Source organism: Cellvibrio sp. QJXJ (genome assembly GCF_024452345.1).
Lineage (GTDB): Bacteria > Pseudomonadota > Gammaproteobacteria > Pseudomonadales > Cellvibrionaceae > Cellvibrio.
Window position 1 is genome coordinate 2256284 of sequence record NZ_CP101662.1, and the last position, 23579, is coordinate 2279862.

General features: G+C 47.9%; 11 protein-coding genes. 2 read left to right on the forward strand and 9 right to left on the reverse strand.

Annotated elements, in window-relative coordinates:
* Positions 1 to 50: 50 nt before the first annotated feature.
* Together NNX04_RS09830 and NNX04_RS09835 are read right to left on the reverse strand one after the other, a co-directional pair.
* Positions 51 to 2945: a TonB-dependent receptor gene (locus tag NNX04_RS09830; protein ID WP_007646158.1), complete on the reverse strand. Its 2895-nt coding sequence runs from the start codon at positions 2943 to 2945 to the stop codon at positions 51 to 53.
* Between the two features lie 415 nt (positions 2946 to 3360).
* Positions 3361 to 4395, reverse strand: a complete 1035-nt coding sequence (locus tag NNX04_RS09835; RefSeq protein WP_261948309.1) for a LacI family DNA-binding transcriptional regulator — start codon at positions 4393 to 4395, stop codon at positions 3361 to 3363.
* Positions 4396 to 4635: 240 nt separating this feature from the next.
* On the opposite strand from NNX04_RS09835, the gene NNX04_RS09840 reads away from it, so the two are divergent.
* A complete protein-coding gene (locus tag NNX04_RS09840) occupies positions 4636 to 6693 on the forward strand; it encodes a glycoside hydrolase family 97 protein (RefSeq protein ID WP_261948310.1) in 2058 nt (685 codons plus the stop codon).
* Positions 6694 to 6739: 46 nt separating this feature from the next.
* Here the strand turns inward: NNX04_RS09840 and NNX04_RS09845 are convergent, their stop codons facing one another.
* From NNX04_RS09845 to NNX04_RS09870, 6 genes are all read right to left on the reverse strand, one after another.
* The gene (locus NNX04_RS09845; RefSeq protein ID WP_261948311.1) at positions 6740 to 7510 is read right to left on the reverse strand and encodes a SapC family protein; all 771 of its coding nucleotides are present in this window, start codon (positions 7508 to 7510) and stop codon (positions 6740 to 6742) included.
* A gap of 17 nt (positions 7511 to 7527) precedes the next feature.
* Positions 7528 to 9030: a tryptophan halogenase family protein gene (locus tag NNX04_RS09850; protein ID WP_261948312.1), complete on the reverse strand. Its 1503-nt coding sequence runs from the start codon at positions 9028 to 9030 to the stop codon at positions 7528 to 7530.
* Between the two features lie 179 nt (positions 9031 to 9209).
* Complete coding sequence (locus NNX04_RS09855; RefSeq protein WP_225318460.1) at positions 9210 to 12017, reverse strand: TonB-dependent receptor; 2808 nt, start codon at positions 12015 to 12017, stop codon at positions 9210 to 9212.
* Between the two features lie 346 nt (positions 12018 to 12363).
* Positions 12364 to 14409, reverse strand: coding sequence for a glycoside hydrolase family 97 protein (locus tag NNX04_RS09860; RefSeq protein WP_261948313.1), 2046 nt, complete (start codon positions 14407 to 14409; stop codon positions 12364 to 12366).
* 626 nt (positions 14410 to 15035) lie between these two features.
* A complete protein-coding gene (locus tag NNX04_RS09865; protein ID WP_261948314.1) occupies positions 15036 to 17450 on the reverse strand; it encodes a glycoside hydrolase family 127 protein in 2415 nt (804 codons plus the stop codon).
* Positions 17451 to 17603: 153 nt separating this feature from the next.
* Positions 17604 to 19067, reverse strand: coding sequence for a family 43 glycosylhydrolase (locus NNX04_RS09870; RefSeq protein ID WP_261948315.1), 1464 nt, complete (start codon positions 19065 to 19067; stop codon positions 17604 to 17606).
* Between the two features lie 198 nt (positions 19068 to 19265).
* Here NNX04_RS09870 and NNX04_RS09875 point away from each other — a divergent pair, with 198 nt between their 5' ends.
* On the forward strand, positions 19266 to 20771 hold the full coding sequence (locus NNX04_RS09875; RefSeq protein ID WP_261948316.1) for a tryptophan halogenase family protein: 1506 nt from the start codon (positions 19266 to 19268) through the stop codon (positions 20769 to 20771).
* A 117-nt stretch (positions 20772 to 20888) separates the two neighbouring features.
* On the opposite strand, the gene NNX04_RS09880 is transcribed toward NNX04_RS09875, so the two are convergent.
* Positions 20889 to 23534, reverse strand: a complete 2646-nt coding sequence (locus NNX04_RS09880; RefSeq protein WP_151059013.1) for a TonB-dependent receptor — start codon at positions 23532 to 23534, stop codon at positions 20889 to 20891.
* Positions 23535 to 23579 lie beyond the last annotated feature (45 nt).

Here is a 23579-nt window from a genome sequence, read left to right on the forward strand (position 1 = left end):
TGCGCTGTGAGGTTTTCCAAAACAACTTGCTCGTACCTACAACAATAAACTTAGAACGAGTAGTTCACGTTCACCATGTAGGTTGGACCAAACTCGCGGCGAGCAGTCACTATACCTTGATCACCTACATCTTCCTCATCCTCGTCGGTCAGGTTGGTACCTTGTAACGAGATACGCAAGCCGTCCAGCGCGGTGAAGTTGGACTCGGAGAAGTCGTAACTGATTTGGGCGTCGATCAACTGCACACCATTGCGATTGGCGTTTTCAATTTTGTTACTACCACCGCGTTGATAGGTTGCAAAATCACTACGATCGGTACCCGCCACACGCACTTCAAAACCGTTCATGGAGTAGTAAACGGTCAGCGAGTGAACCTCATCCGATTGACCGGGAATGGCAGAGCCATCATCCAGTTTGGCATCGATAAACGCGCTGGATGCTGCAAAACCGAAACCGTCCAATGCATCGCTCAACAGGTTCAGCGGTACGTTAGCCGTCAGCTCCCAACCGTCCACATTACCTTTCAAGCCATCTTCAAACGATGATGAGTAACCTTGGAACTGTGCAGGTGCCACTACAGTACCGGCAGTCAGGAATACATCGTTCGGGCCGTAGGTACCATCGGTTTGTACAGTTTTGTTGTGGAACGCCGGGATGTAGTAGTTGGCGCCGTCATTGGTCGCATCGTTAGTGAAATCGATAACGGTTTGGCCTTCACGGGTCCAGTTAACCAGGTCTTTGTAGAAATAGGTTACGGATACATAACCGTCTTCCGCAAAGTATTTTTCGTAAGCCAGATCCAGGTTGTTGGATTCCAACGGACGCAGTGTAGGCGCGCCCTGGAACTTGGACCATGGCGTTTCCGCTTCGTAATCCTCGGACAAGAGGATGTCGATGTTTTGGTCGTATTTCACGAAACCGGAGGCTTTCATTTGGTCGATACGCGCGCGGCTGATGGTTTTGGATGCACCAAAACGCACAAACTGCGACTCGGCTACTTCAGCGCTGACGTTCAAGCTAGGCAGTACTTTGGTGTAGCTAGCGCCACCTTCAGCCACGATAGGATCAACGCGGAACTCTTCATTCACCAAGCCGATGAAACCGGTCGATGCCTGGTCGGTATCCACGACTTGTAAACCGGCGTTACCAAATACGTTGATGCCACTGACATCGGTATTGAAATCACCTTGAACGTAGAAAGTAGTGACTTCTTCAGTGACTACATAGGTATCGCCCAAGCGATCCGGCTCCAGCGTTGCCGCTGAGGTTTGGTAGTAATAGCCATCTTTGTAGGGTGCATAACCGTCATAGGCGACAACCATGCCCAAACCAGCCCAGGTCAAGTCAGCCAGACCGTAGCGGTATTTCTCGGGGATCACTTCATCCACTACACCGGTGCCATTGCCGTAGGGGTATGTGGGTGAGGTGGCAAAGAAGCCGTCGTTCACTTTGGATTTTTCGCGATCGCTGTAGTAAGCACCCACCGTTACGCCGGTGAGGAAGCTGGTATCCAACTCTGCAGCCACTTCGAATTTGATGGTGGTTAAGCTCTCATCAAATACGCCGGAGTTGAGGAAGCCGTCCTGCGCGTTTTCGTAGGTGTAAACACCACCGCCCGCCGCTTTTTCCACATTGGATTCAAACACGTCGGCTTCAGCCGCCAAAGAACCACCCCAACCTTGTGGGCCGGTCAGTTTGATGGCGTCGAAATCGCTGAAATCCATACCGGAAATGCCGGTAAAGAACACACCACCCTGGCTCATTTCAAAGGTGCGCGAACCTAATTGCGCATTGGTCAATGAACCTGAACGGCCCAGACCGGCATAACTTTCACCGCGGGTATCGGTTTTGCTGGATTCGCTGTCAGCCACATCCAAATGAACAGACCAAACATCGTTCAGTTTGTATTTGAGGTTTAAGCCCACGGTTTGCAGTTCACCGAGGATCTCTTTAGGGTCGGTACGCAATACCGGGTTGGCGTTAACCTGAGTGCCAGTTGCATCAAAAGCGCCTGAACCTGCAGTGAGAGAGCCCACTGAGAAGGGTTCGATAAAACCGCGAATCACACCGTAATCGCTGTAGTCGATGTCCAATGCATCGATGACTATATCCAGGTCATCGTTGGGGCGGTATTGGAAAATCGCCGACACAGTGTCGCGCTCCAACACGGAAGAGATCGCCATGATGTCCAAACCGCTCGGCACAAAACGACCGGTGTCTTCATCTTCGTTGTAACCCCAAACGCCGTATTTGCGTTGGTTAGTAGGCGATTCGGTAGAGGCGTAGGCCATGGCCAAACCGATGGTGTCATCGGCAAAGCGTTGTGAGAAACCAATAGCGTAACGGTTGCCATCGTCGTCGAACTCGGGGTTATCTGAACCCTGCGACGCCATTTCGTAAGAACCGTTAAAAGTCACGGTGGGGGATACATCCAGTGGGCGCGCAGTGCGCAGATCCACGGTGCCACCAATACCGGTGGTGGTTAATTTGGCTTCGGATGATTTGTAAATCACCGCGCCAGACATAATTTCAGAAGGGTACAAGTCGTACTCGGCACCGCGGTTGTCACCAATACCCAGCAGCTCACGGCCATTCAGGGTGGTGCCCACGAAGTCTTCTTTAAAACCGCGCACAGAGATACCGCTTACACGGCCGCCTTTACGCTCACCGGCCAAACCTGGCAGACGTGCCAGCGATTCGGCAATGGATGAGTCGGGCAATTTACCAATATCTTCCGCCGCCAGGGCTTCAGAAATGGAGGTGTTTTCCATTTTCATCGACTGGGCGCGCATCAAGCTCGCACGGATACCGGTCACCATCACCTCTTCTACGTTTGAGGCGTCCTGACTGGTAGTGTCTTGTGCGAATACCAAGCCGGAACCACTGGTCGCTGCCGCGACAGCCAGTGACAAAATGGCAGGCTTGAATAGTGTGTTGTGTTTCATGTCTCTCTCCCGATGTGTTTTTATGTGCCGCAAAAATTCTTTGCAACCGGTTGTAATGTAGAACAACTGAGGCCGAAAGCAAAAAAAGTTCCGCGAATATTTAGCATTGCTACGGAAGGTTACAATTTGACCATCGATTAGCGAAAAACCAGTGCTACCCAAAGAAACAACCGGTTGCATTAAGCGACAAAAACAACAGTGGTTACATTAGTTAGCATTTGAGAGTAATTATTGAACAGCAGTTGAGCGCTATTTTGGGTGCAACAATGACTGCTTTAGGGAAGAAAACGGGTGGAAATAGGAGTTTGCGGGCAGGTGCTGCCGTTGCGAGCGCGGAGATCACTGGCGGGGATTGTTATCGCAAACCAGAACGCTCGCTTATGCGAGTGTGCCGGTTGCCTTTGTTGGAGAGTATCTAGCGGAGGCTGCTATTACGCAGCACTATGTCGGTGGGTAAGTAGGCAGATTCAACCAGATCGCCATCAATCATTTTCAGCAGTTTTTCTACCAACCAGCGGCCGCCGAGTTCACGATCCTGATACACCGTGGTGATGGAGGGCGTGTAGTAGCGCGCCAGGGAGATATCGTCGTACCCCACCACGGCCACGTCGCCAGGTACTGCCACGCCGTGTTCATTGAGTGCATTAATCGCCGCCATGGCGATGGCATCACTCAGGCAGAACAGCCCATCAAACTCATGGCCGCTCGACAACAGGCGCAAAGCGGCTTGGCGATGGCTGTCGCGGGCGCTGTCCAGAATAATTTCCAGCGCCGGTTCAGGTGCAATATTGGCCTCTGCCAATACCGCGCGATAGCCCTCGTAACGGAGCAATCCTTCCGGTGTAGCCCAATCGCCAATAATTGCAATGCGTTTGCAGCCGCGCGCCAACAGGTGCTGGGTTGCCAATTCACCGCCGCGCCGGTTGTCGCCACCGACGGTGCAATAGCGTTGATCTGGTAACTTGGCGCCCCAGGCCACCATAGGGGTATGACCATCGGCAATACGATTCAAATCCTCGTGGCAATCGGCCTGCCCCACCACAATTAAACCGTCACAGTTGATGCGGCGCAAACCATCGTCACCGCTGGCGACCGCATGCAGGCTTAGCCCCGAGAACAACATCTCGTGCCCCTGTTCGATCAAATTGAAAGAAATTGCACCGAGCAACTCCAGAAAGAAAGGGTCAGTAATTTGCCAGCTAGCGCTCTCAGCGGAGGGAATCACAACCCCGATGGTGAGCGACTCTTTCAAGCGAAAATTGCGCGCCTGGGTATTCAGCCGGTAATTGTGCTCTTTGGCCAACGCCTGAATTTTTTCCCGTGTTTCCAGATTCACCAGTTCGCTGTTTTGCAACGCACGCGACACAGTGGATTTAGATACCCCCGCCATACGGGCAAGGTCGGTCATTTTCAGGGCGGATTTTTTGACGCCGGGTTCTGCTATTGCCATAACACACCAATTACCAGTCACGAATTAATGAAGCAATTTCAAAGGGATAAAACGCAGATCTCAATTGGCATCATAATTTGTTTTATTGACAATAACCATACAACCGGTTGCAAGCTGACCTGGAACCGACACGGATTGACTTGCCACAATTTAATAACATTGGTTTAATTAGTAAATTAAAAATAGCGTCTAGTATAAAAACAACTCTTATCAACTATCCCCCGGCCGCGAGGATGCCCCATGCACAAGTGTTCTTTATTCGTCTTTTTAGCGGGCACCATCGCCTTGCTGGCAGGTTTGAGCCATGCCGAAACAGTTGTCAGCACACCTCATTACTCTCTCAGTTCACCGGATCAACAGATCCAATTACAAGTGGAAGTGAAACCGGAGGGGGTGTTTTACGCCGTGTCTTATGCCGGCAGGCCGGTGGTAAATCGCTCCCGCCTCGGGTTAAAAATCAAAGGCCAACAAGCCTTGGGCGAGCAGATGGTGCTGCGCAAACACAGCGAGCGTGAATACAACCAGGATTGGCAACAGCCCTGGGGCGAACAACAAACCATCAACGAACACTACCGTGAATTACGGCTGGAGTTGATTGAAACCAGCGCCAGCCCACGGCAATTAACCCTGGTACTGCGCGCCTTTAACGACGGCATTGGCCTGCGCTACGAAATTCCCACCCAAGCGAAGCTGAAAGAATTTGTGATTGAGGATGAACTCACCGAGTTTGTACTGGCGGAAAACAGCCACGCATGGTGGCTGCCCGCCTATCGCAACTGGGGGCCGGAATACCAATATTTAAAATCAGCGCTCAGCTCGGTGGATGTCGCCTTCACTCCCATCACTCTGGAAGCGCGCCACTATGCCTTGGCTATTCACGAGGCGGCGCTGGTGAACTACGCCAGCATGACCCTGCGCATGGTGGGCGATAACACCAAAACCCTGAAAGTGGATCTGGTGCCCTGGCCCAATGGCGACAAGGTGCGCACCGCCGCGCCCATGCAATCCCCTTGGCGCACGATTCAAATCGCGCCCAAAGCCATCGACCTGCTCAACTCCTACCTAACCCTCAACCTGAACGAACCGCCCAAACCTGAAACACTCCAGAGCGACAATAGCTACACCAAACCAGGCAGCTATATTAAACCCGGTAAATATATGGGTATTTGGTGGGAGATGCACATTGGCGAGAAGGACTGGAGCCCCGGCCCCAAACAGGGTGCCACTACCGCGCGCGCCAAGGAATATATCGACTTTGCAGCCCAGCACGATATTAGCGGTGTACTTATCGAAGGCTGGAACAAAGGCTGGGAAGGTGAATGGTGGAAACGCACGCCGACCTTTATTTTTGATGAGCCTGTCGTCGGCTTGGATTTGGAAGAAGTTACCCGTTACGCCCGCGAAAAAGGCGTGGAAATTATCGGCCATCACGAGACCGCCGCCGGTGTGACCTACTACGAACAGCAGATGGATGCCGCCTTTGGCTACTATGAAAAACTCGGTATCCACAGTGTGAAAATGGGCTACGTCGGCACACGCATTGACGGCGACCAATGGCACCACGGCCAATACATGGTCAATCACTTCCAGCGGGTGGTTGATACCGCAGCGCGCCATAAAGTGATGGTTAATGCCCACGAAACCGTGACCGATACCGGCCTGCGCCGCACCTATCCCAACCTGATGACACGCGAATGTGTACGCGGCATGGAGTACAACGGCGGCAGCCCTGACACTGGCAATATGCCCGACCACACCACCATCATCCCTTTCACGCGCGGCCTGTCCGGCCCGATTGATTTCACCCCCGGCATCTTCAACTTCGATTACAAAAAACATCGCCCCCACAACCGCGTCCCGTCCACCCTCGCCAACCAACTAGCGCTCTACGTGGTGCTCTACAGCCCGCTGCAAATGGTGGCGGATTTACCCGAGAACTACGCCGGCCACCCCGCCTTCCAATTTATCGATGACGTACCCACCGATTGGAAACAGAGCCGCGCATTGCAAGGTGAAGTGGGAGAGTATTTGGTAGTCGCCCGCCAAGATAAACAGAGCCCCGACTGGTATCTAGGCGCCATCACCAATCAGGACGCACGCCAACTTGAAGTAAAACTGGACTTCCTCGACCCCAAAGCGCGCTATGAAGCCCAGATATACCGCGACGGCAAAGACGCCGATTGGGAAACCAACCCTGAAGCCTATGAAATCAAACGGATAAAGGTGACTGCAAAAAGCACCTTGGAGCTGGATTTAAAACCGGGTGGGGGAACGGCGATTCGGTTTACGCGGCGTTAGGCCGCGTAAACCGAATGACACTTGTAGGGTGACACTGCCAAGGGTCTTACTGGAATGACCCACTGGTGCCACGATCAAGTTTCAGATTGATATTTTCTATTTTTAGACCTTGGCACTTCCGGTTGAAGCGGTTAATTAAATCATTCACCTGAAACAGCGATATAAGTGCAGCGTGCAATGGCAGTAGATAACCTTTTTTATTGAGAGCCATGAGCAAATCGTCTGCGAGCGAGTTAAGTTTTTCTTCCGCCACGGTGCAGAGGCCATTAATGATTTCAACTGCGCCGCCCTCGAAGTGAAGCTCGATTACGATAGGGGAAATTAGGCCGAGCCTATCAATTTCTTGCAAAAATTGACGAGTGAGGGCTTCATTTTTAATCTCCGCCTCAAGGGTCGCTTTAATTTTGGATAAATAAAGCGATTCCATTTTGTTAGCTTCGTATAGGGGTTCGCCAGATTCCGTTTGTAGAGCGAGACTATTAAGGTCTGCGGCAAGCGCATAACCTTTTTCAGCGTTTGCTGATGGCACCAGTGAAAAGGGATAGATTTTCATTTCAACGGGTGTATAAGTTGCGCGCCATTTCTGATTTTCTATAAAAAGGTTTTCACCTGCGCGAAAGCTGGTTAGCGCAGTAAGCGATAACGTACCTGTTTGCGCGCTGCGCACAAAAAACACTGGAAAACTGCTCACTGCCTTGTCAATTTCCGTTACCCGCACCCCCATTAAATGTTGTGCCTGAGCAAAAAGGATGGGGGCTGCGCAAGATAGTTTTAAATCGCCATGAATGTTCGGATCAAGCTCCACCAATTGCGTCATTATTTATTACCTGGCACTTAATGTTGGGACAGCCACTTCGCAATATATTCGCGATGCGGCGGTAGGTTTTGTAACAACTGCGTTGTTAATTGTTGAGTTCGCCTCAGTATGCTTTCCACTTCATTTTTTCGCTGATAAAGATACTCCTGCTTTTCAAACTCAGGTTTGAATCCCATACCGTAGATTACATACTGATAGCTGGCAGCCGGAAAAAGTTCATAGGCACTTTTAAAATCCTCTACCCTCGGGCCACGGCAATGCCAAATAGCTAAATCATCTTTAAGCGAGTCGGGAATTGTTTCAGGGTTGGTGTGATCCTTCCAATATTGCTCCTGCCTTTTTGTCAACATGTAATGTAATTTAAGAAAATCAATAATTCGCTGCCAGCGATAATGCATTTGCTCGTTAAACCGTTTAGCTATCACTCGGGTAGCCGCACTATCGGGTATAAGATTATCGGCTATGTAACGCGCGGATAATTCCACGAGCATAATGGCTGTTGCTTCAAGTGGTTCAACAAATCCCGCCGCCATGCCTACAGCAACACAATTATTTTTCCAAAATTCAGCACGATAACCTGAATTAAATTCAATTTTTCGAGGAGTTAAAGTATTCATAGCGTCACCAATATAGCGGCGCAGATTTGACTCCGCCTCATCATCGGACAAATAGCGACTTGAATAAACATGACCGACACCACGGCGGGATGTTAAACCTATATCCCAAATCCACCCGGCATTTTGCGCTGTCGCAATAGTATGCGAGGCAAGCGGCGCGGCGTCACTGGGGTACGGCACTTGTACTGCCAAAGCCCTATCGTTAAATAACACTGCACTGACATCAACCATAGGTACATTGAGCGCCTTTCCAAGCAAAATTGAATGCATTCCACTGCAGTCTATATAAAGCTCGCCCGATATCTCACCCTGGTTTTCCAGAGTTAAACCCATAATCTCGCCATTTGGAGAAACAGCAACACGTTTCACGTCATCAACAATGTGCGTCACGCCAAAATCATTGATGCATTTTTCTTTCAGAAGCACACCGAAAGCGGCGGCATCAAGGTGGTAGCCATAATTACAGGAACCTTGGTACTCCTGCTCCGCCAAAGTGCGCGGCGCCAGTCCTGCCTCACAGACATCTTGCTGGAAGTTGGTCAGCGTAGCGAAGTTAGTAATATCAGAAAGATAGGGAGCGAGATCAATGCGACCGTAACCGGTAGGAACAGTAAATGGGTGATAGTAGTAATCATTATTTCCATTTACCCAGTTAACAAATTTTCCGCCCTGTTTAAAGGCAGCGTTGCAGCGTTTAAATACATCACACTCTTTTAAGCCGATGCTACTAAGAGTGTTTCTCATGGTTGGCCAAGTACCTTCACCGACACCGATGGTAGGTACATTTTCGGATTCGACAAGAACAAGCTCAGGGGCCCCAGGCAAGTGGCCATTGTGTTGTGCTGCAATAATTGCAGCAGTTAACCAACCTGCGGTCCCTCCGCCTACAATAATTATTTTCATAATATTAGCGGCCCTGTAAATGCGCGATAAACGCGCGTTAATTATTGTGTGGACTGATAGTCTGCTTTTTTAACCTGCTTAACATTTTTAAGTGAACTCCTGCGTGCATTAACTACACGCAGGAGCCCAAGTAACCCTGAATAATAATGCGCCAGAGTCGGTACTACTCACATCCGATTTTAGAACTTGGCTCTAACGCCAAGTGCATAGCGTGAACCATTATCTTCCACGGAGAAGACTTGATTTCTGGAGCGTCCATATTGATACAGCTCCTCTTCAGTGACGTTAATTGCTTCTACAAACACAGTGACATTGTCATTAAGATCATAACTTGCACTCAAATCAAGCTGCCCATAACTTCCACCATTGACTGGTTCGCCATTGCCATTATCGACATAACGCAAGAAGGGTTCACGGTTGTTAAATGCAGCACGAGCTTGCCAGTTATCAGCCTCGTAGAACACTACCAGGTTTTGAGAATCGCCTAGCCCTTCCAGTGCAAATGTTGTTGCTGTATCGCCACCCAAGCTTGCATTACTATCAACCACAGTCGCGTTCACGATAAAACCAAAACCGCTGTCGAATGTATGAGTGACACCAAATTCAAACCCCGTTACATCCGCAACTTCACCATTTTGCGGTCTGGAAACAAGATACTGCTCAGTTGAACCTGAAAGTTCTGCAGATGTCTCCGTTCCATCGCAAGTAGCACAAATGTTATTGGGTGTATTGAGGCGGTTCGCCATGGTGATAGTTTCAAGGCCAGAGAGATTTACGATGAAGTCCTCAATCTCCTTGCTGAAAAATGCAACGCTAAGCGCGCTGGACTCGCCGTAATACCACTCATAGGAAACATCCCAGTTAGCGGATTTGAATGGTTTTAGCGCTGGGTTGCCACCCGATGCAAACAATGCCTGATTTCTTGGTACAGAATAACTTGTGGCGGGAGAAAGCTCGCTCATAGTAGGTCTGGTAATAGAATCATATTTGGCAAAACGCAGCACCATGTCTTCAGTCAGTTCCATTTTGACGTTTAGGCTTGGAAGAAGATTGGCGTAACTACCGCCATCACTCAGCGCAGTAGGCTCACTGAATACATGATCAAAAAATGTCGGATCAGCGGTTGGTACTATATCCAGAACATTTGACTGAATTGCAGCAACAGTGATGTCAGTTTTCGAATAACGTGCACCGAAGTTTGCGTAAACAGGCATATCAGCAATTTCGGCCTCGAAATCGAAATTAACATAGACGCTAGAGACATCTTCATTGATGGTGTAACGATCATCGCGCAAATTAGCGGTGGTCGCAGTTAAATTTCCATTTTCATCGTAGAACTCGGATCGAATATCTTCAATTGATCTGCCCAAGGTATTTGCAGCAGTAGCCATACCCTCTTCAGAAACCATCCAATCGATATAGGCGTCACCATCGTATGTCCAATATTCTTTAGGAGCACCCGCAAAAAAATTATCGGCAGTGAATGACTCTAATAAGGCTTCAGGCACTGGAATATTGTAGCCACAATAAATATTGCATAAGGCTCCATTGGTTTTTTGGAAATATTCTTTCTCACGCTCTTGGCGATAAACGCCATAACTGAGTTTTTGGAATACACCTGCATCTGCCTCATAGACAAAATCAACTTTGTATTCATTGATTGCATCTTTGTTGGTTGCGCCATTGATCTCCGAGTAGTGCGCTTTTGCTTCTGATGCAGGGAGATTATTTCCACCCACCAAACGCTCAAACTGAACAACAGGGACACTCGTCGTGGAATCAAAAGAATTGCTATCTTTGATTCCCATTACATTGAAGCGGTTTTTACCAGCGCGATCGTTTTCCGCTGTTGACCGGGAAATATCAAAGGATGACTGTAATTTTTCAGTGATTTGCCACTCGATATTTAAACCAGTTTGAATATTGGTGACATCGCGACTGGCTGTTGTACTACTTACCAGATCAACAAACGGATCACCCACACCATCAGTAAATATCCCTGTTTGTTGCTCGAAGAAAAGCGCAGTGCGAGTCGTTGGATCTACCGTTGCTTGTGAAATACGCGAAGGCTCGAACCAAGCAGATAAATCAGTTACCAGTGAATCTACCTCAAACTTCGACATAGATCCGTCAAGGGTAATGGCAAGGTCTTCGCTTGGCGCAAATTGGAAAACCAGATTAGCATTGTCTCGGGTGCGACTTTGGGCATCCACTACCTGAGCCCAGTTGCGGGGTATGCTGACATTGCTGGCTATCACTTCATCCGCATTTTTCAAATCCAATCCCGGACGCCAGGTCGCCGTTCTAACGCTATTGATATTGACATCGCGCTCTTCGTGACTGAACGCGGCGAGAACACCAAAAGTATCATCCATGAATGTTTGGCTGATCATGCCGGTAAAACCAGGCGATGTTTTTTCAGAAAGGGTTTCATAGGTTCCCTTAATAGAACCCAGAAGTTGTAAACCGGGGTTATCCAATGGCTTGGCAGTTGAGATATTGATCGTGGCGCCAATACCGCCATCTTGCATGGTGGCGTTGGTGCTTTTGTACACGTCAGCACCACTGATTAAATCGGTAGAGAGCACATCAAAATTAAATTCACGGCCACCACTGTCATTGGCAACTTGGCGACCATTTACGAGGACATTGTTAAATTGGGGACCAAGACCGCGAACGGTTACAGCCTGCCCTTCACCGCCACTGCGATCAATCGATACACCAGTGATACGCTGCAACGATTCGGCAACGTTTAAATCGGGAAACTTACCCGCATCCTCCGCCGAAATAGAATCAACAACCGTATTTGCCTCCCGCTTGATATCCAGGGAGCGCGTCAAACTGGCACGAATACCTGTGACAGTAATCTCCTCCATTGCGCCAGGTGAATTTTCCTGCGCAACCACTACTTGCGCAGTGCTGGCAACTACAGCCGATGCCGCAATTACGCTACGTACGGCAAAAGCAACTTTATTGAATGTAAACATGTGTTTTTCCTCGAATATTATCATTAGTTATATACCCGCCAATAAACCAAGACACACTCGCCAATTGAACTGATTTTTATGCCGAGAACACTGTGCTGAATTATTGTTGGGTGGCCGCTGGACACCCCCGGACAAACGCAATCCGGAACCGACAAACATAATTAAATCACACTGAATTAATTAATCAATAATTATATATATAATATTTATAGTAATTACGAGAGTTAACTTGGCATTAATTTTTATATGAAGTGCGCAGCTAATTATTGCTCTACCGCGCACTGCGTGAACCACCACAGATAGGCTCCAGACCCCATGAAATAAGGGATCTGGGTTGTGAAAAATATTATTTCAGGGGCGTCAACCGTGCAGTCCAACCACCGGCAGGAGCCAGTTTGATGGTGAAGCGGTCACTGCGACTAACCTGACGCTCACTACGCTGGTAGTCCTCAGCCCAAAAATCGGCATTGATACCATCAGCAAAACTCTCCATAGCAAAGCTTCCGGCCGGTAGGAATGACAGATCCACGGTAAGTTCATGGGCAAATTCATCCCCCATGGCACCGATAAACCAATTGCTACCACTACGGCGTGCTACCACCAGGTAATCGCCTACTGCTGCGTGTAACACGCGGGTTTCATCCCACACCGCTGGCACCTTGGCAATAAACCCTGCTGACTCAGCCTCTTTGCGATAGTTGGACGGCGTGTCTGCCATCATTTGCATCGGGCTTTCAAAAACGCTGAACATCGCCATTTGATGCACACGTGTCGTCTGACTCATGGGGCGAGTGAAACGAATGCTGAAATCCTGATGATCCGGCGCCTTGCCATCAAACTTCACATTTTTAAACGCTGCCGGGCCAATACCGTTTGACATAGCACCGGGGGTGTAATCCATAGCGCCCGCCACCATACGAATAAAAGGCAGGGTCACATTGTGTTCGGGAGTGCTTTCATAGCTCCATTTATTCCACTCCAGACCTTTTACGCCCTCGCGGGTGATGGCATTGGGAAAGGTGCGCTGCAAACCGGCAGGTTTATAGGCTCCGTGTAAGTTGACCAGCAATTTGCGTTTTGCCGCCTCCTCGGTGACTTTCCAATAATAGTTGACCATGCCCTGATCATCGCGCTGCATAAAGTCGACCTTGATACCGGCCACACCCAGCTTTTCAAAGCGATCAAAAGCCGCCTCAAATTGCAGATCGAGAGTTTTCCAAATTACCCAGAGCACGATTTTGACGTTCTTTTGTTTGCCATAAGCCACCAGTTCCTCGATATTCATATTCGGCGCGGTGGACAGCAAATCGCCCAGGTTGTACCAACCCTCATCAAGGATCACGTACTCCAAACCGTATTCGGCGGCAAAATCGATATAGTGCTTGTAAGTTTGGGTATTCACACCCGCCTTAAAATCCACACCAAATAGATTGTTAGTGTTGTACCAATCCCATGCGACCTTACCGGGCTTGATCCAACTGGTATCGGCAATACGGCTAGGCTCAGCAAGTTGGTAAACCAATTGGTTGGTCAGTAACTCTGCATCATTTTTAGCTACCGCTAAAATCCGCCAGGGAAAAGCACGCTCGCCCTTGGTGATGGCCAAGTATTTGGCACGGGCTTTCACCGGCTCATTACGGTCTGAATTGGGTTCCATTTCTACCTTGGTGGGGAAGCGCGCAAAGGTGCCTGCAAGTGCATTTTTACCCGTGCCCTTTAACCACAAACCAGGGTAGTCCTGCAGGTCGGATTCAGTAATCAATATCTTGGCGTTGGCCGTTGCCACCAATGCGGGCAAGCTGCTCAGGGTATCGCGCTTGAATTGCACCAAGGGTTTTTGAATATAACTGCGCTCGTTATGGGAATAAAAACCCTCCTCCACCGGCAGCCAAGCGCTGTCGCCCTGACTGAAGTTGTACTCCACCAGTTCGTCGTCCACCTGCACCTGGCCGGGAATCCGAGTTACAAAACGGTAGGCAATACCGTTGTTATAAGCGCGGAATACGATTGATACCTGCTGCGCCAGCTCAATTGTCATTTCATTAAAGTGATCGCGAATCTCCTTGGATTTAGTCGGTAAAGTCGGAGCAATAACCTCATCGACACTACGGCGAGAAACCTTCGCCAGCTGGGGCTTATCCAGCAATTTCTTTACCTCGGCCACTTCCAGCGACAAACGCGAGGGCAACAACAGCAACTTATCCCCTTGGGTCAGGGTGTAACTAATATGCTTATCAATGCTTACCTCAGCGACCAATTGACCGTTGGGTGATGCCAGTATCAGCGATTCTTTGGCAGTCGCGTGAAGCGCTCCTCCACAACCCAGTACCAGCCCGACCAACAACCATAGTGACGCAGTACCCCACGACACGATCTTGTGAACGTTTTTCATAGTGACATTTCCTCGTAAAACCACCGACCACAACAGGCTGCACCCGGGGTGAATTTATGATTATCGTTATAGCAACTAACCAAAAAACAACGGTTAAAAAAGAGCCGGCGAATAATTCACCGGCCCATACAAAGTCGCATTCGCGACAGGAGATGAACGTGAAACCGAGCAGCTTAAAAATCAAACAATACGGCACACCCGCTTTATTAAAGCACTTTGTTTTAATAAGTCAATAGTATTATTTGTATTATATATTTTGCTTGGCGTTGTGTTGGTACCAAACCAAACCAGCACCCCAGGTTTGTGGGGAGGGCATAGTTTTCACCTTGCAACAGCCAAAGCCAGCTACCGGTTTAGTTACCCCGCGACCACTTTTTTATCGCTGGACAGAAGCTCGCAGGACTCAGTGACACTGTTCCTAAGACTACGAAGGGTGGGGTTAAAGATAAGGATTAACGATTGGGATTTAACGATTGGGGAGTGCAATGATGGATTTCACTTCACAAATCTGAAAAGCAGTGACAACAGAAAATAAAACCACAAACAATTCGAACTATTATTTTTATGGATACCCGCGTGCGCGGGTATGACAAAAGTATATTTTTAGAAGTTCACTCGCTAAAAAGCTATTCCCGCAACAACCTGACCCCATAAATACCACCCGCAATTGAACCCGGTGTCGCGACAAATTTCAGGGTGTATTTACCTTTGGCTTTTTTTACTAATTCCGCAGGTATCGCATAATCCACCGTAAAAAACTCCTGCGTATTGCCGGTGGATTCCACCTTGGCAATCACCACATCGTTCAACTGAATTTCAAATTTTCTGCCGGAATCAATTCCTGCGTAGGTGATGCGCAAAGTTTTGGCTTCCTGTTTTTTATCATTTAATTCATAACTGAACCACGAGCGAGTGTGGCGCCAGTGACGATTATTGTATAAACCCGCTTCCGCTTGTTCGCCTTTATAAAAATGGTCTGACTCTGGCTGTTGTTCACCAGGGGTAACCTGATCGATGGTTTTGGCTTGCAACTCCAAGCGCGCTTTTTCCTCAGCAGCGGCTTTGGCGCGAGACGTTTCTAAATCCTCCGCGGTGCTGTAGGGCAAGTACAGTGCGTAACGCGATTCGTGTACACGGAAAAACGGGACTAATTCGATCTGCTGAAGATTCTGGCCATTGATTAAACCGCTGGCGTTAAAGGTGAGCGGTTTACCGGCGACGGGTTTTAATTGCTGGATAAATTCATCGCTATTACCCAACAAAAATGGCGCGGCTTCCAGTGGGCATACCTGACCGGAGGCGATATGTCCCATGCGTGAATCATCCGAAAAATAGCTGATTTTTTCAGTCACAAATGGCTGTGCTTTCAGCGCAAGTACAATGGGGCCATGGAGCACCGCGTAATAGTTTGAACCGTCGGGTAATTTTTCCAAGCGCGGCTTCATAGGCAACGCCAATTGCACTTTATCGCCCTTTTTCCAACGGCGCTCGAGCGCAATGTAATCGCCCGGTTGTTGTTTTACTTTCACCGTTTTTCCGTTTATCCGTAATTGCAGCTTACCGGCTTCAACCCAGTGTGGGTAGCGCAATTGCAAGCGAAAACGCTTGCTGGTTTCCATTACCAGCTCGGTAGTTTCTGCATCAGGGAATTGGGTATTTTGGGTAAGGCTTATACCCTGCTCTGCCCAGGTCATACGCGAGGGAATAAATAAATTCACAAACACTTCGGGTATTTTTTTGTTTAAGTCACGCGCATAAATAAATTCGGCGTATTTGGAATGACTTTCTATACCAGAACCCACACAGCACCACATGCCGTCATGCACTTGCGAATACTTGCGGTAATGATTGGGGCGCATAGAGGTGAAATACACCAAGCCGCCAGTTTGTGGATGCTGGGAGGACAAAATATGGTTGTACAAGGCGCGTTCGTAATAATCCACGTATTTCATCGCCGGATTGTTTTTACTTTTTTTCATATCCGCTGCTGAGTTATCCCTTGAAGATAAAAACAACAACTGGGTGAGTTTGAGCATATTGTAGGTATTGCAGGTTTCCGGGCCTTCTACATCCTCAATCATCGCCGTGAAATCATGGCTATCGTGAAAGTGTTCTTTCACACTGTTGCCACCAATCGCCACGGTGCGTTTGTCTACTACGGTTTGCCAAAAAAACTCTGCGGCTTTATTCCAGCTTTCGTTGTGCGTCGCATCGGCTACTTTTTTAAAGCCAATAATTTTGGGAATTTGGGTATTGGCATGCAGGCCGGTTAATTGATCCTGCTGTTTTTCCAGCGGCTGTAATATCGCTTGGTGGGAAAAAGCTTCCGCCAGTTTCAAATATTTTTTATCGCCGGTGATTTCTGCCACATCCACAAATACTTCATTCATACCACCGTGTTCGGTGCGCAGCATGGTTTGCATTTGCTCAGGTGATAATTTTTTGGTGAGTTCAATAGTCCAATCAGACAAACGCACCAACATTTTTTTGGCGTCTTCGTTGCCTGCATATAAATAAGCATCGCGCAGGCCAGCATAGATTTTATGCAGGTTGTACCAGGGCACCCAGCGCTCGTTAGTGGAGAAATTGTCGGCGCGAATATCACCGCGCGCAATTTCACTCCACATTTTATTGCTATCGGGAATACCGCCAATGTAACCACTGCCTAGCTTGTCCTGGCATTTTTTTAATTCCGCAATTACATAGTTCAACCGCTGCAGCACCACCTCGTCTTTGGTCGCGGCATAGAGCAAGGCCAGCGCCGTCACATAATGCCCGCCCATGTGGCCATCCAGCCCGGTGGATTCCCAATTGCCGTAAGTCTCCTTAAACGGCAGGCCGGCCTCACGGCGAAATGGTGCCAGTAATTTTTCGGTATCCAGCGCCATTAAATAATCTTTGTTAGTATTTTGCGCTTGCAGAAATGGGCTATCGAGCAATTGCACATCGCGGGTGGGGGCTAGCTCAAGGGCATGCGCTGACGCCATAAACAAGCTGAAACCAAGAGTGACTAAACGCAGAGAGCTAACCAAATTCATCATAAAACCTCCAAAAAAATATTCCCGCCAATGGCGGGAATATAAGATTTATTACTGACTAATAGCGGGATTTAACTTAACTTTTCATAAAGTTAAGCATGTTCTTAGATATTCACTATTCGTCACACCCGCGAACGCATCTATCCATGAAAATAATTATTGCGCTTGCAGCGTAAACATTTGATTGGTGCTATTGGCAACACATTGCCATTGATTAAGATTGGCGCCATCCGCACTGGACGCTCCTGCAACATCCAAACATTTTTCGCTGTTGCGATTCACAATGCGATAACGCCCTGAGCCTGCCGCTTGAAAACGAAATAATTGGTTGTGAGTGGCAGTGTAATTCCACAGCATAAGGTTGGCGCCATCAGCAGTTGAAAAAGAATTTACATCAAAAGCCAAGCCAGTTGCATTGGCTGGCGAGATGCGATGCCAAACATCATCAACACGTGAAACTATAAACTTCTGGCAATTGTTATTTAACCAGCTCCACTGACGGAGGTTAGTACCTGCTGCTACACCACAACTTTCCACATCCAAGGATTTCCCTGAGTGCGCAGGAGTAATGCGATAAGTACCACTGATACGCGCATTGTTATCGCTTTTCACTGTAAAACTGCGACTGAATACCGGCCAACCATTAGAAAAAGTCATCTGCAATAAATCCAAACGCGCAGGCCAACCGGTGGAGGTGGTGCCATCGTAATAGTGAATGGACGCAAGGTGCTGGCCATTATTGTAGAAATAACCAAAATGACCGGGGCCAATATAATTCCCATCAGACATCAACACAGTGCTGCCACCATAATTCCACAGGCTTACACCGTTCTTATCCAGAAATGGCCCAGTGGGGCTAGTGGAGCGGCCAGTTACCAAGTAGTAATCACTGTTATTACCTTGGCAGCACTCGCCCAAGTTAACAAACATGTAGTAATAACCATTGATGTATTTTACTTGCGCCGCTTCAAATTCACTCCATGCATAATTATTTCCCACCACCGGGTAACGAGTGGAATTCATCAGCAACCCGGTATTGGGATTAATTTGCCGCACAAAAATACCTGCATAGTGCGAACCATAAATCATCCACACATTATTTTGCGCATCGCGATATAAACCTGCATCAATAGTATTAACTGGCTGGCCGCTTAACGTGCCTTCGTCCACGGTAGAAACTACCATGCCCAAATCCTGCCAATTGGGATTATTGAGCGAGTTGGTAACCATCACTCCAATAGCTGAGCGCATACCAGATGTTGCGGAGAAAGCTGAATAGTACAAATAAAATTTGCCATTCATTTCAATTAAATCCGGCGCCCAAAAATTGCCGTCAAACCCCGGCACTTTGTTGCCAATCCAGCTCGGGTAGGTATTGGCAGGCACGGGGGATGGGCCACGCTGCCAATTAATCAAATCGGTGGAATAAAGTGCATTGATTGGAAAATTACTGGCCCCACCACCGGTGCCAAAAGTCCAATAAGTATTTCCATCTTTCACAATGGTAGAGGGATCGTGAATATCCGTTGTGCCATTAAGCGTTAATGCAATCGAATTAATACTCGATAATGACACCAGGATAAAAAAAATATTTCTGAATAGCTGGATAGCTTTGCACATAGAAAAACCCTTAGTTATTAATTATTGTGGGAGAGCTGTTACTGCAAAAAGCCACGACGACACAGAACCAACTAGGAAAATGCTCGTTCTTGGCTTTATGCTACTTTGTATTACAATACTACCATTATACAAATCACATATCAGCCGTATAGCACAGCTTTTACCAAAATAAATAACCCCTGAAGAACAGGCCTATCTATGCAAAATCAAGTTCCTAAACAAATTGTGATTGTTGGCGGCGGCACTGCCGGCTGGATGGCGGCTTCAATATTGTTGCACGCGTGGAAAACACACCAAGTGGAAATCACGCTCGTTGAGTCTGAGGACATTGGCATTATTGGCGTAGGTGAAGGTTCAACACCTGCGCTGCGAAAATTTTTTAGCTATCTGCACATTGCCGAAAAAGAATGGATGCCCGCCTGCAACGCCACCTATAAAGCTGGAATCTATTTTGATAATTGGGGCGAAACTCCCGGATATGAAAGTTATTTCCACCCGTTTTATACCGCTTGGGATCAGGAAGGTGCTTACGCTTTTGTAGCAGCGGCCAACTCACAGCGACTGGGCAATAATCAGCAGGCACACCCCAACCCTTATTTCCTCGCTTATCACCTTGCACAGGCAAACAAAGCACCCCTACCTGTTGATCCGCAGCTGGGTAATCAGGTCAATTACGGATATCACTTTGATTCAGCGTTGCTGGGAAAGTTTTTGCGTGACCGCGCCAAACAACTGGGACTGACCCACCTCATCGACAATGTAGAACAAGTAACACTTACCGCTGAGGGTGACATAAGCAGTATCCAAACCCGACAACACGGCAGCATAGGTGCTGATTTTTTTATCGATTGCACTGGCTTTGCCAGTTTGTTGATGGGTAAAACCCTGCTGGAACCTTTTTTATCGTTCAAAGAAAATTTATTTAATGATGCAGCGGTAACACTACCAACAGCGATTGATGAAGAGATCGTACCAGCCACACGGTCAACTGCTTTAGGTTATGGTTGGGCATGGAAAATCCCACTCACTAACCGCTACGGTAATGGCTATGTTTACAGCCGGGATTTCATCTCCCCCGAACAGGCCGAGCAGGAATTGCGCAATCATTTGGGCGATGCCGCTAAAGATTCACCGGCACGTCACTTAACCATGCGCGTTGGTCGCATTCATAATCACTGGAAAAAGAATTGTTTGGCGGTTGGGCTATCCCAAGGCTTTATCGAACCACTTGAGGCTACAGCTCTGGCAATCGTGCAATCCACGTTGGAAAATTTTGTAGATTGTTTTGACCAGCCAGTTAGCGAAACAACCAAAGAAAACTACAACAATTACATTAACGAATTAATTGACGGAATTCGCGATTACATTGTTACCCATTATCTGCTCAACACCCGAACCGATACCACCTACTGGCGCGCTTGCCGCGAACAAGCCAAACCATCGACCAAGCTGGAAGCCTTAATTTCCTGCTGGGATAACCAAGGTGATTTTATGGATTTGTTGTTCAAGCAGCAACGCGCAAAAGTGTATAAACCTGAATCTTGGTTTTGCATTTTCGCGGGCATGGGGCGTTTTACCCATTTACGCACAACCAAAGCAAACATAACGCCAACCAACATAGAGTTAACCTTGCAGGAAAAATTAAACAACATCGGCAATTTATATTTTATTGATCACAAAAAACGTTTGAACATCCATTACTAATATTTACAATGGCTTTTCTATTACTTCGTTTTTATTTTTAAATTTTCAATTCATTAATTATAAAAAAGGCCGCTCAAATTGAGCGGCCTTTTCATTTCCAACAGTTATTCGGCTAACCTAGAAAGAAGCGCGAATACCAGCAGAAACAGTTTTAGCAAAACGAACGGTATCACGGTTAAACAAAGTGGCATCGCCGAAATAATCCTGGAAGTTGTCACCAAAGATATTGGTAGCATCCAAGGTCAGGATAATATCGTCGGTCACGTTGTAGCTCATGCTCACGTCAGTTGAACCGTAGTCTTGCGCCATAATTTCGATTGGCATACTGCAACAGAAGTTTTCACCGCCCTTAAATGCATCGCGATAGACGTAGGAAATACGTGCACCGAATTTTTCTTTTTCATAGGCTAATGCCACCGAATAAGATTTTTTGGATACATTAAACAGCTCGGTCTTCGCAGCACCTGACTCAGGCTTCAACTCACCATCAATATAAGTGTAGCTGGATTGGACACCCAAACCTTGCAATACCGCCGGTAAGTTATCCGGGAAATATTGGAAGCCCACTTCATAACCGGTGTAGTCACTTTCACCAGAGTTTTCAGGGCGATCCAATCGGTAAGGCACACCACCGATATCAACGATGGTAGTTTTACGCACGATAGTGTCGGTGAAATTGCGATTGAAAATAGTTCCGGTCAGGGCGCTGTCTTCTGCAAAATACCATTCCAAAGCAACATCAAAGTTAGTTGCCACAATGGGCTCAAGATTCGGGTTGCCGCCGCTACCAGTGCCTTGATTGATTTGACCAGCGATAGGTGCACGCAAGGTCAATGCAGGGTTCAAATCACCGAAAGCAGGACGAGTCAGTGTTTGTGAGGCGTTAATACGACCAGTAAGCGTATCGGTCAAACTGATGCGGAAAGACGCGTTTGGCAATACCACTGTGTCGTCAGCATTCAAGGTTACCTGGGTGGCAACATTGGTGTCGCCATCAATTTGGAAACCTGTCAAATCAGAAGAGGTGTTTACAACACGGCTTCCCACCACACCATCAACTGCTTTGCCAGCCACATCGAATGCGTAGTGGAATTGTCCATAGATCGCCGTAGTATCTTCAGTAATATCGAAGTAGCGAGTAGGGTCATACGCCGGTCTGCCGGTGTAGTTGAAACCCACAAGGTTGCGCAATGTATCCTGATTTTCTGCATCCAACATCCAGTCAACTGATGGTGTCAGCCACTGGCGAGGAAATGTCACTACACCACTCATGAAATCGCCCGGCGTCTTATCAACAATGCCATTCAGACGTGGATCGGACAGCAATGGGCCGCAGCAACGCACATTTTGCACGTCCTGATTTTCCGCATTGCGCGAACTATAACGCACACCAAATTCAAATTTTTCAATCGGCCCAAAGTCAACAAGATAATCGGCATCCACTTTCGCAGCGTAAGCTGTGCCCTTGGAATGAGTCCAACCATCAAAGAAGGTCGCAACACCCACACCGTCAGTGCTGGTTAAATCGAGATCACCGTAATCCAACGCCACTGCACCATTTTGGTTGAAGTCAACATTCAGGGTAGGCGCATTTCTGGTGAAATCGAGAATCAAACCGGTGTTATCAAAGGTAGATGTTTGATAATTCAAGTCAGCTTTGACATTCAGCTTGTCATTCGCATCCCAGTTCAAACCCGTGGTGTACTGCATACTTTCAGTTTCAGCTTCATATGCTTGCGTACTGGTCAGCAAAAATGCATTAACGGTTTGGGCAGTTTTAACAACATTAGTGCCTTCATGATAGGTGTAACTTGTGCCAGGTTTTTGTTGCGCATCGGTACGAGTAAACAGGAAGGACATATTGCCTTTGCCTTCGTAGCCTTGGTATGACATATCCAGATAGGTTTCCAGGCTGTCACTCGGCGCCCACTGTAATGACACATTCACTGCAGGGCGCTTGTTCAAGCCGTAACGATCCCACGCACCCGCCGCATCGCGCATCAATACATAATCATTGTCGGGTGAAGTGTCCAGCGCTACGCCAGGTGTGGAGCCAGCAATAGGCACACCAGTTTCTGTGTAGGGGAAAAAGCCGCCGCCCCATACTGCCTCTTCACGATAATTACTTTCCATGTAAGCAACGTTCAGTAATGCACCGAATTCACCCGCACTGGTATCCCAGCGATTACTAACCAATGCACTCAGGTTTGGATCGGTTTCTTCAGACTGATCGTTGTAAGTTCCTTTCAAAGAAACTGCAGTTTTGAAACCATCAAAATCAAATGCACGACGCATGCGCACGTTAACAACACCGCCTACGCCGCCTTCAATCATATCGGCAGAGGTGGACTTATAAACTTCGATACCTGCTACTAGAGTTGCAGGAATATCCTGCAGTGCCATACCGCGGCCGACACCGGTAAATACTTGCTGACCATTAATAGTTGTAACAATGTCGCCAGAACCACGAATTACTACGCTACTACCTTCGCCTTTAACATCCACACCCACCTGCACACCAGTGATGTGTGACATAGCTTCAATTACGTTGTTGTCAGGGAATTTACCAATGTCTTCAGCAACAATTGCATCAACAATTTGGGTGTTCTCGCGTTTGATATCCAACGCTTTGGACATACTGCCGCGAATACCGGTAACAACAACCTCTTCAAGGCCGTCGTCTTCCTGCGCTACAGCCACGTAGGACGAACCCAAGGCTGCAACCATTGCAATCGATAAACTGAGTGTTTTTTTCTTGAACATGACTATCTCCCGTGGTCAATCGCCCTTTTTATTCGGAGTGTCCGA